General features: G+C 47.1%; 7 protein-coding genes. 4 read left to right on the forward strand and 3 right to left on the reverse strand.

Translation table 11 applies throughout. From position 1 onward, the window contains the following. Positions 1–12 precede the first annotated feature (12 nt). Positions 13–501, forward strand: coding sequence for a hypothetical protein (locus BLR32_RS06875; protein ID WP_089829829.1), 489 nt, complete (start codon positions 13–15; stop codon positions 499–501). A 2-nt stretch (positions 502–503) separates the two neighbouring features. On the opposite strand, the gene BLR32_RS06880 is transcribed toward BLR32_RS06875, so the two are convergent. Next, positions 504–1,025, reverse strand: a complete 522-nt coding sequence (locus BLR32_RS06880; protein ID WP_089829831.1) for a 5' nucleotidase, NT5C type — start codon at positions 1,023–1,025, stop codon at positions 504–506. A gap of 94 nt (positions 1,026–1,119) precedes the next feature. On the opposite strand from BLR32_RS06880, the gene BLR32_RS06885 reads away from it, so the two are divergent. Both BLR32_RS06885 and BLR32_RS06890 read left to right on the forward strand, forming a co-directional pair. Further along, positions 1,120–1,866, forward strand: a complete 747-nt coding sequence (locus BLR32_RS06885) for a DeoR/GlpR family DNA-binding transcription regulator (RefSeq protein ID WP_089829989.1) — start codon at positions 1,120–1,122, stop codon at positions 1,864–1,866. Between the two features lie 37 nt (positions 1,867–1,903). After that, positions 1,904–3,055, forward strand: coding sequence for an MFS transporter (locus tag BLR32_RS06890; RefSeq protein ID WP_089829991.1), 1,152 nt, complete (start codon positions 1,904–1,906; stop codon positions 3,053–3,055). Positions 3,056–3,337: 282 nt separating this feature from the next. Here the strand turns inward: BLR32_RS06890 and BLR32_RS06895 are convergent, their stop codons facing one another. Then, complete coding sequence (locus BLR32_RS06895; protein WP_143011375.1) at positions 3,338–4,411, reverse strand: hypothetical protein; 1,074 nt, start codon at positions 4,409–4,411, stop codon at positions 3,338–3,340. A 506-nt stretch (positions 4,412–4,917) separates the two neighbouring features. Between BLR32_RS06895 and carB the strand changes: the two genes are divergently transcribed. Beyond that, positions 4,918–7,737, forward strand: coding sequence for a carbamoyl-phosphate synthase large subunit (gene carB / locus BLR32_RS06900; protein ID WP_089829835.1), 2,820 nt, complete (start codon positions 4,918–4,920; stop codon positions 7,735–7,737). 317 nt (positions 7,738–8,054) lie between these two features. Here the strand turns inward: carB and BLR32_RS06905 are convergent, their stop codons facing one another. Then, positions 8,055–11,252, reverse strand: coding sequence for a S41 family peptidase (locus tag BLR32_RS06905; protein ID WP_089829838.1), 3,198 nt, complete (start codon positions 11,250–11,252; stop codon positions 8,055–8,057). Positions 11,253–11,571 lie beyond the last annotated feature (319 nt).

The following is an 11,571-nucleotide window of genomic DNA, read 5'->3' on the forward strand; positions in this document are numbered from 1 at the left end:
TTATAGTTTTACGTGAATTACTATAATGATAATGGTATTATCAAACGTGCTTTGATGAACTATCTGCCTAATGCATTTGATCCTCCTGTATGGTATCTGGTAATGCCCATCTGCGGCGTTGCAGGAGAGGCATTTACTGAAAAGCGGTATGCAGATATCCTGGCCGCCAGGCTGAATAGCGACCAGCGGAATGCGTTGATAAAAGTGGAAGATTATACTTTTATGCCATCTGCCGTGCACCTGATCATACGGGAAGTGGCCCTTTCCCTCGACATATGGTGGCCGGCATTTATGACCGCTATCCTGGAAGAGCTAAATAAAAAATGGCCCGGGGGAGGTTTGTCATGGTGTGATTATACCTCCGAACGCATCGCCGATGCCGAAGCGTTTGAACATCGGGCCTACGAGCTGCTATACCTACCCGTATGGAAAGGACTGGCCACTGACCCGGAAGGTTATGCCTATAATAGCGTGAACAACAGGGCCAGGATTGACCTGTAGTTTTATAATAACAACGCGCCTACTTCTTCCCAGCTGTTGACCCTTTTAAAATCAGTTACATGAACGTTATGCGGAGCAGTGAACATCAGTGCTTCTCCTTTGAACGGTTGCAGGTTCTTTACGTGGTCGTCTATCATATAGTCGGCCTGCACAATTGTTTTGGATCCGCAGAATACAATGTTCTGCCAGCTTATAAACGGATAGAACTCTTCCAGCCATTCCAGTTTCTCCGGTAATGAATTAGGAAACTCCATTGCGGCAGATACGATGAATACTTCGTGTTTATCATATAAAGCTTTGATCACTTCCTGACTATCTTTTATAACCGGTTTCGTCCTGAAGAATCCCGGCTCATACAAGAACCCGCGTATCACTTCCTTCCCATGAGGAAATCCGGATGTTTCCGGTTGTCCGTATAATGTTGCTTTATCTACCTGCACGCCATAGCGTTCGGCATACCAGTTAATGTATTGCTGGGTGGTATCTGCCATAACGCCGTCCATGTCTATTGCAATTCTTGCCATATTCTGCTGTTTTTTGCAAAGTTAGCCTTTTTACTGAAAATACATAGCATGATATTGCAAGATGTTTCATATTTTTGCAGGAAATTGCAAGAATATGCTGAAAGAAGAGCGGTTTGATTATATACTCAGGAAGCTGCAGACAGACCATAAGGTGCTGCATACAGAGCTGAGCAATGATCTGCAGGTATCTGAAGATACGGTGCGGCGCGACCTGGAAGTACTGGCCCAGAATGGCCTGCTTATCAAGGTCAGAGGAGGCGCTATTCCGCATTCTCCCAATCCGTTTGCTTTTAATGAGCGTATCAACATCCATGAAGACGATAAAAGAGCGATTGCTACCAAGGCATTGTCTTTTCTGCATAACGGACAGACGATCATTATGGATGGAGGTACTTCCACCTATGCCCTGGTAAAACTGTTTCCTCCTTCACTGCAGCTCACCGTAGTGACGCCAAGTATCCCCATTGCTATGCAATTAATGGAGCACCCGGGCGTGGAGGTCATCCTTACCGGCGGCAGGATCTTCAAGAGTTCTCAGGTCACTTCTGGGCTGGATACGATCAGGATGCTGGAAAAACTACGGGCGGATATTTGTTTTATGGGAGTGTGTAGTCTGCATACCGAAGTAGGGGTAACAGGACCGGATATGGACGAAGCAGCAGTGAAGAACGTGATGGTACAGTCAGCCAATAAAGTAATTGCGCTGGTAACCAGTGATAAGATGGGTACTGCGGAGCCTTATAAGGTATGTAATATAACAGCGATGGACACAATTATAACAGACGAAGCGGGCGTAGCACTGGCAGCACCTTACCGCCAGCTTGGAATAAATGTTATCTGACAAACAAGAAAGTTTAAGTATTTCAAAGCCAACAAATATGGAATTGACAATCAGTCATTCGCACAAAAGAACCACACGCATTGCCGTAAGCGCCCTGTTTTTTCTGACTGGCCTATGCTTTTCCAGCTGGGCATCCAGGATTCCGGTCATCCAGGAAAAGTTGCATCTCTCCGAAGGTGCCCTGGGTAGTATGTTACTGGCCTTACCTATAGGCTCTATGTTATCGATGCCGGTAGCCGGAGTAATGGTTGGCAAATACGGCAGTCGCCAGGTGCTGATGATTGCCGGTCTGCTGTACGCAGGGATATTACCCACACTCGGCCTGGCCGGATCAAGCTGGCAGTTATTTGGCTGCCTGGTATTGTTCGGTTTCTGCGGCAACATGGCCAATATTGCGGTTAACACGCAGGCTGTGCTTGTAGAAGCGATGTATGGCCGTTCTATTATGGCCTCCTTTCACGGACTCTGGAGCCTGGGTGGATTTACAGGTGCATCCATCGGTTCTGGTATGGCGGCGATGGCGATAGTGCCTTATCAGCATTTCCTGTTCATTATGGTGCTGGGTATCGTTATTGTGGGAGTGGCTATCAGGTATGCGGTAACACACGATGCGCCAGCTGGCGCAGAAAAGACACCTTTACTGGCCTGGCCCGACAAGGTACTGCTGATACTGGGTATCATCGCTTTCTGTTCCATGATCTGTGAAGGCACGATGTTCGACTGGAGTGGTGTGTATTTTAGGAAAGTAGTACAGGCTTCAGATAAAACTGCCGGTCTGGGTTATACCGCATTTATGAGTACCATGGCAGCGTTCCGCTTTGTGGCCGACTGGCTGACAGTACGTTTCGGTACTAAAAGGATGTTGCAGGTGAGTGGTGCCCTGACCGCAGGTGGATTGCTGATAGCTGTAACATTACCATATTTCGCTACTGCCATATTTGGCTTCCTGCTTGTAGGAGCAGGTGTATCTTCGGTAGTGCCGCTGGTATACAGTGCCGCAGGACGTAGTAAGCCAGCTGCTCCTGGTATGGCGCTGGCAGCTGTGTCTACGATAGGTTATCTCGGCTTCCTGGCTGGTCCTCCGCTGATCGGGTTTGTGGCACAGGCTACAAGTTTGCGCATTTCGTTTACCATCATTGCTTTGATGGGCATGTTTATCGCTGTAATGAGCAAGAAAGTAAAAGCTTAATTGTAGGATCAACTTGAAACGCTGGATATGGCCGGTGTACCTTTCATGAGTTTTCATCTTCCATAGATCGGCTCCGTCAGATGCTGTGTTTGTAACGCCGTTGGTAATCCGGGGACGTATTTGTATCCGGTATATAACAATACATCTAACAAAACGTCAATCGGCTCCGTCAGGTGGCCGTTATGTTTGTAGCCCCCAGTGCAACCGGGAGGAGGTTTTAGATAAATAAAAGGGGTTGATCATTACGATCAGCCCCTTGCATATGTTGAAATAAAGAGATGATTATTTTTTAACAAGTTCCACTGTATAAGAAGTGTTGTCGAGCCTCACTAAAGTAACCAGCTGAGGCGTCATTTCCAGGATCTTTGCCTGGTAGGAATAAAAATTATCGGACTCAATGCCATTGTTGTCAACCACGATGGTCATGATCTTTGTCTGAGGATTGAATGACCATCCGCCTTTTTCGAGTTTGCTTACCGTCTGGGTGCCATAAGCCAGTTTATCGCAGGTCGAATTGTCCATCACAACACGGGAAAGCGTAGCGGAGAATAGCTCACTGTATTCATTCATGTCTGTAAACATCAGGTCGTATTTCGTTACCGCTGTAATGGCCGCAATACCGGAAAAACAACTCTGCTGATTATTCAGGCAGTATTGCACCTTGCCACTCGCACAGGTGAAATTGGTATAGGACGTATCAGGAATATAGTAGTTCTGCCATACGCCATTTTTATCTGTCTTCCGGTTCACTTTCCAGGAGCCGACAAAATCCTGGAAGTCAGCAATACCATTCTGGCTGTGGATACGTACATGCGCCAGTACATGGTTGCTGATATGACCCAGTGAGTCATAAGCGGCATAAGTCAGCGATAAGGTATCTCCTACAATGTATTTAGGCAGTTTGACAATAATGGAAGAGTCTACATAATCGCCCTGACGGAACAGGGAACCTTCCGGCTGAGGTGCCTGCCTGTAAAAGCCACGGCTGGCAGAATAATCTACTTCAAAATGCAGGCTGCTGCCAACGATAGACACATGATAGCCCTTAATCGTAGACTCATAATAACTGAAAGTAGGTTTGATAACGATATAACGGCCGCTGATAGCGTCTACAATGTTTTTATTCTCTACAAGCACAGGGGTTCCGCTTGCTGTTGTTGCCGCAGGTATAGCTCCTGGAGTGGAAATACCAAAGGCAACTTTTACTTTGGTTGATAGTAGCGCTCTGTCGCTGAGGTAAACTGTGTCAATTTTTGCAGGTGGTTCGTCGCCACCGGTATCCTCTTTAGCGTCTTTCTTGCAGGCATAAAATGCAAGACTGCATGCCAGCATCCCGAAAAATAGAACTTTTTTCATCAGGTATCAGGGTTTGAATTAATGATCAGATTTATAATTACTGTTGTTTAAATATTACGCCCAAATGCTCATCGTTCCATTTACTGTGTCTCTTAATCTCTCTAAAATATTGCCACCCATTTATGCTATAAGTATAATATGACGGATAAATCATATTATATACGATTACCTTCTCTTCCGGGATTTCACTACGGTATTAAGGAATTATGTTTTTTCATACCGGGTCTAAAAAGCGCAATAACAGTTCTGCCATAAATATATGTGTTTTTCCGGATATGTGGGCCGTCCCGGATGCATAAACAGGAGTGGCTCGGGATAAATATGTATATTAATATTATTCGTCAGGCTAAGCGCTTGTCAGTAAAGGATTTACAGCACTGAGCTTCTGCATGCGTTAAATTTAATTGCAACAATAAATTTTGAAACCCTTAATTTTGCACGATTTTTTTGTCGGGTGAATGGTAATAAAATCAGTAAGGTTTCAAATTTTTCAATAGAATACGCAAATGCCGAAAGATTCTTCTATCAAATCTGTTCTTATTATTGGTTCTGGTCCTATTATTATTGGCCAGGCTTGTGAATTTGACTATTCCGGCTCCCAGGCAGCCCGTTCGCTGCGCGAGGAAGGTATCAGGGTAGTGTTGATCAATTCCAATCCGGCTACTATCATGACTGACCCTATGATGGCCGATAAGGTATACCTGTTACCGTTAACGGTAGAAAGTATAGAACAGATACTGGAAGAACAGCAGATCGATGCCGTATTGCCTACCATGGGTGGACAAACAGCACTGAACCTTTGTAAAGAAGTGGATGAGCTGGGAATATGGCAGAAATACAATGTTCGCCTGATCGGTGTGGATATCAAGGCCATTGATAAGGCTGAAGACCGCGAGCAGTTCCGCCAGTGGATGATTCGCCTGGGTGTACCTGTTGCGCCGGCTAAAACAGCCAACTCCTTCCTCGAGGGTAAAGAATTTGCCCAGGAAATAGGATTCCCGCTGGTAATCCGTCCTTCCTTCACCCTGGGTGGTACCGGAGGCGGTTTCGTTCACAGCAAGGATGAGCTGGACGAAGCTTTACAGCGCGGTTTGCAGGCATCTCCCATCCATGAAGTACTGGTAGAAAAAGCGGTACTGGGATGGAAAGAGTTCGAACTTGAACTGCTGCGAGACGCCAATGACAACGTTGTGATCATTTGCACCGTAGAGAACCTGGACCCAATGGGTGTCCATACCGGTGATTCCATCACAGTTGCGCCAGCCATGACCCTGAGCGATACCGCTTTCCAGGACATGCGTAACAAGGCTCAGATGATGATGCGTGACCTCGGTAACTTCGCCGGTGGTTGTAACGTACAGTTTTCACTGAATCCTGAAAACGAAGAACTGATCGCTATCGAGATCAACCCTCGTGTAAGCCGCTCTTCTGCACTGGCATCCAAAGCCACCGGTTATCCTATCGCCAAAATCGCTGCGAAACTGGCTATAGGTTATACACTGGATGAACTGGAAAACCAGATCACCAAAACTACTTCCGCTTTCTTTGAACCTGCGCTGGACTACGTTATCGTAAAAATGCCACGCTGGAACTTCGATAAATTTAAAGGTGCTGATCAGACCCTGGGCTTACAGATGAAGTCTGTAGGTGAAGTAATGGCTATCGGCCGTACCTTCCCTGAAGCTTTGCAGAAAGCCTGTCAGAGCCTGGAAAACGATGCCCTGGGCCTCGGTTACTACGGTAAATCTGCCATGAAGAGTGAGCAGCTGGTAGAAAGACTGAAGACGCCTACCTGGGACCGTATCTTCCGTATTAAAGACGCCCTGATGGAAGGTGTTTCCGTGAAGCATATCCACCAGATGACTTATATCGATAAATGGTTCCTGAACCAGATTAACGATATCGTGAACATGGAAAAGCAGTTGATGGAGCATGATCTGGATACTGTTCCAAAAGAACTGCTGAACGACGCCAAGAGAATGGGCTTCTCCGATATGCAGCTGGTACACCTGTTCGGTAACTGCGAAGAAGATGAAGTATATCAAAAACGTAAAGCACTGGGCATCACACGTACCTACAAGATGGTGGATACCTGCAGTGCCGAGTTTGAGGCTATCACACCGTACTTCTATTCTGCCTTTGATACTGTAAACGAAAGCAAACCTTCCGACAGGAAGAAAGTGATCGTACTGGGCTCAGGTCCTAACCGTATCGGTCAGGGTATTGAGTTTGACTACTGCTGTACACACGGTTTGCAGGCCATCCAGGATTGCGGATACGACGCTATCATGGTAAACTGTAACCCGGAAACAGTATCTACCGACTTCGATATGGCCAACAAACTGTACTTCGAACCGGTATTCTGGGAGCACCTCTGGGAAATTATCGAACTGGAAAAACCGGTAGGGGTGATCGTACAGCTGGGCGGACAAACAGCCCTGAAGCTGGCTAAACGCCTGGAAGAAAAAGGAATTAAGATCATCGGTACCTCTTTCGATAACATGGATATCGCAGAAGACCGTGGCCGTTTCTCCGACCTTCTGAAAGAACTGAATATTCCTTATCCGAATTATGGTACTGCATACAATACTGATGACGCTATAGAAGTAGCCAAGGAAGTAGGCTATCCTGTGCTGGTACGCCCATCTTATGTACTGGGTGGTCAGCGTATGCGTATCGTGATCAATGAAGAAGAACTGGAAGCATCTGTACTCAGCCTGCTGAGACACCTGCCGGGTAATAAGATCCTGATCGACCACTTCCTGGATCGTTGCCAGGAGGCAGAGATCGACGCTATCTTTGATGGCGAGAACTTCCATGTAATGGGAGTGATGGAGCACATTGAACCAGCTGGTATCCACAGTGGCGATAGTAACGCCGTACTGCCAGCGTTCAACCTGAGCCCGTTGGAAGTGACCACCATGGAATATTATGCAGAGAAGATTGCCCGTGCGCTCGATATCCGTGGTCTGATCAATATCCAGTTTGCTGTTAAAGGCGGACAGGTATACGTGATCGAGGCGAACCCACGTGCTTCCCGTACTACACCATTCATTGCAAAGGCATACCAGGTACCATACCTGAACATTGCTACCAAAGTAATGCTGGGTGAAAAGAAACTGACAGATTTCACCATCGAGAAGAAACTGGACGGTTTTGCTATCAAGGAACCGGTCTTCTCCTTCAATAAATTCCCAGGTGTGAATAAGGAACTCGGCCCTGAAATGAAATCTACCGGTGAAGCGATCCGTTTCATCAAAGATCTCAGGGACCCTTACTTCAGAACCCTGTATAAGGAGAAGAGCATGTATCTGAGTAACAAATAAGTCGTACCTTTATATCGTAACGAAAACGGGCGTCCCGCATCAGCGGACGCCCGTTTCTAATATAATCTTAACCCCTTCAGCTCCGGATTAAGTCCATCTTAAGTCCACCTCAACTCCACCTTAACTCCATGGTAACGCCATGTTAAAAGCATCTGTAGGCGGGGGAATAAGCATATATACCCCTGAAAATTACCTCTCTAAAATCTGCTTTGTTAAAATAACATTACTTCGGATGATTATAGTTCTCTGCAGACGATAGTTCCTGATAGCTTGGTCGTCGCCGGAAAAGGACTGAGTAATCCGGTCAGTGAATAAGGTTATTCTGCTCTCACAGGACCGTTTGGCTTCTTCATAGCAGGAGTGTCTTTGATCTCCTTCATCAGCAATTCCACTGTCTTCTCCAACTGAGGATCTCTACCTGCAATAACATCCGCGGGAGTCATTTCCACCTCAACATCCGGGGCAACACCCTGGTTTTCGATGATCCATTTACCATCTTTACTGAAGATGCCCAGTCGCGGCGCAGTCACAAAGCCACCATCCATCAGCTGCGGATAATTGTAGATGCCCACCAGTATGCCCATGGTAGTCGTACCTACCAGCGGTCCCAGCTTCTTTTCATGGAACATAAATGGCATCAGATCACCGCCGGACCCTGCATAGCCGTTTATGATCATAGCTTTCGGACCGAATATGGCATTACCAGGTGTCGTCATAGGTTGGCCTTCACGGGTACCCCAATAGTTCAGCAGGTCACGGTTCAGCAGGTCTATCACATAGTCAGCCGCAGATCCTCCGCCATTAAAACGTTCGTCTACGATCACGCCTTTCTTGTCCAGCTGAGAGAAGTAGTAGCGGTTGAAATAGTTGTAACCGTCGCCGCCTGTATTCGGCATGTAAACATATGCCAGCTTGCCATTACTGAGCTGGTCTACCTTTTTACGGTTGCCTTCCAGCCAGTTCATATGACGCAGCATCACCTCATTGGTGACCGGTATAACAGTATATTCCTTTGCACCACTTGTATCCGGCCGTTGATTAACAAGTATGCGTACCTGCTTGCCCGCTGTAGCCTGAAACAGGCTGTAAACGTTGGTCCTGGTATCCAGCGGAACACCATTTACCGCCAGCAGGTAATCACCTTCCTTTACATTGATGCCGGGTTGCGTCAGTGGCGACTGGAAGTTTGGATTCCAGTTCAATCCGGAATAGATCTTCGCGAAGCGGTAACGACCATTTTCGATGCTGTAATCTGCCCCCAGCAGACCTACAGATTCAGTGATCGGTTTAGGGAAATCTCCCTGGCTAACATAGCTATGACCTATTACCAGTTCCCCCATCATTTCGCTGAAGAGGTAGTTGAGATCTTCCCGGTGGCCTACATAAGGCAGGAAGCGCTGGTATTTTTTTTTCACAGCTTTCCAGTCGGCGCCATGCATATTGTCTACATAAAAGAAATCGCGTTCTATGCGCCATAGTTCATCAAACATCTGGTTCCATTCAGCAGTGGGATCTACCACGGTGCGGATATTGCCAATGTTCAGCGTGCCTTCACCTGGATTTGCTTTACTGGCAGTACCCACAATACCGGCTGTCGTACCCGTGACATACAATAGTTTCTCTCCATTCTGGCTCACGGCATAGCCATTAATGCCACTCATGAGCACATCACTTTTACGCTTCGCGATATCGTAACTGTAAAGCGTATTATCTGACTGGTATAACAGCTTGCCATTCACCAAACCATTCAGTTGTCTGTAGTTCTGTGCGGGCACAGGAAGTGCTACTATACGCTGGTCAATATTCTCCAGGTCTATGCGTGTTTGCTTAGAGGTATCTTTAGCAGCAGGATCTTTTTTCTCCTGTTCATCGTCACTCTCCGGTACAAGAGGGGAAGGGAGGTTGTTGGCTAATACTACTGCATAAATATTGCTAAGGGGATTACGTTCAAAGGAGGTCATATCCAGCCAGCCTGTATTCTGCGCATAGTTAGTGCTCGCATAGAAGAACAGGTATTTGCCATCCTTGCTGAATACCGGCTCATTGGCCTCACTGCGACCATCAGTGACCTGATAGTTCTTCCTGTCTGCAAGGTTATACAGGAAGACGGCCTGCAGACTGTTTGGCAATCTTTTGTTGTAGGTGATCCAGCGGGAGTCAGGACTCCAGTTGGCATCAAAGTTCTGGTCAGGACGATCGTAGGTGTCTTCGTCTATCACGGAGATCTTCTTGCTGTCAACATCCACATATAACAGGCGCAGACGTTTATCTCTGAATACGATCTTTTTACTATCCGGCGACCATACAGGGCTATAATAGAAGCCTGGTTCCAGTGAGATGATCACAGGAGGTTTTTCTGCCTTCTGATCACGGATATGCAGGGCATATTCACCGCTGGCATCAGAGAAATAGGCTATGGATTTGCCATCTGCAGACCATGTCGGCGTGCGTTCATGAATGCCGGGTGTGGCAGTAAGATTGCGTACATCGCCCTTTTCAAGCGGCACGGTCAGTATATCGCCTCTGAACTGTACCACAGCCCTCACACCTGTAGGAGAGAGGCTGATGCTGCCCAGCGTATTGAGTGATGCATTGACATAATGGGGACGTTTATAAGGAAAATCCGCCTGTAGGCTGATACTGAGTGCGGTGCTCCTGCCTGATGCCGCATCCCATTTGTTGATGCGACCGCCCTGCTCATATACCAGTGTTTTCCCGTCGGAGAAAAGCGTTTTTACATCATAGTCTTTGTGGTTTGTTATCTGCGTAACTGTTTTGGCAGACACTGAATAGCGGAACACATTCATGGTGCCATTACGGTCACTCAGGAAGTAAACGTCATTGCCCAGCCATACAGGGCGAATATTGTTGGAGCCCGCATCAGGGATCTCTGTCACTGCATTTGTCTGGTTGTTGAATATCCAGACACGTGGCATATTACCGCCCCTGTAGTGCTTAAACGGATGATAAGTACCGCCTCTTTCCGTTGGGTCAGGATTCTTAATATAGACAGTGTATGATCCGTCAGGGGAGATGTTACCCTGGTGTGCCTCCGGCATCTTCAGCTTTACCGGCATGCCTCCTTCCAGGCTAATTTCGTACAGTTGCTGAAAACGGGGTGAAATGGACTGACGTGTAGAGGCGAAAAGGACCTTATCATTACCATGCCATCCGCGTATGATATCAGCATCCGGATGGTACGTGATACGGCGCGGAATACCGCCATTTGCAGGCACAACATAGATATCGACGTTGCCTTCATAGTTGCCGCTGAAGGCAATCCATTTGCCATCTGGAGACAGCATAGGGTCTATTTCTACATCGGGATTGACAGTGATACGCTGAGGATGTTGCCCGTTTTCATCTGTGGTCCATATGTCGCCGGCATAGTTAAAAGCGATCTGATGTTGGCTGATAGATGGGGAGCGTAGTAGCTGGGTTTCTGTTGATTGTGCCCTGGCCGTAAGGCAGGCAATGCCTGTCAGCATCAGCAGGACGATAGGTCTTCTTAGCATTTTGTTGGTGTTAAACAGTTGATGTGTGTGTACTAATTTATACTTTTTCCCGGGGAATGAAGGGGAAATAGGGTATGTATTCGGGTATAGTCGCACCGAATCTTTACGTCAAATGTCATCAACAAACCATAATAGGACTCCGGCAGGAGTCCCATTGTTTGTAGCCCGGGGTGCAACTCCGGGGACGAAAACGCGGGATGCAACCCCGGGAACGGAAACGTGGATGCAACCCGGGAACGAAAAACGCGGGGTGGCAACCCCGGGAACGGGAAACGTTATAGAAATGCATTATAGGTGTAGTATAGTCGTACCGAATCTT

Source organism: Chitinophaga filiformis (genome assembly GCF_900102545.1).
Lineage (GTDB): Bacteria > Bacteroidota > Bacteroidia > Chitinophagales > Chitinophagaceae > Chitinophaga > Chitinophaga filiformis.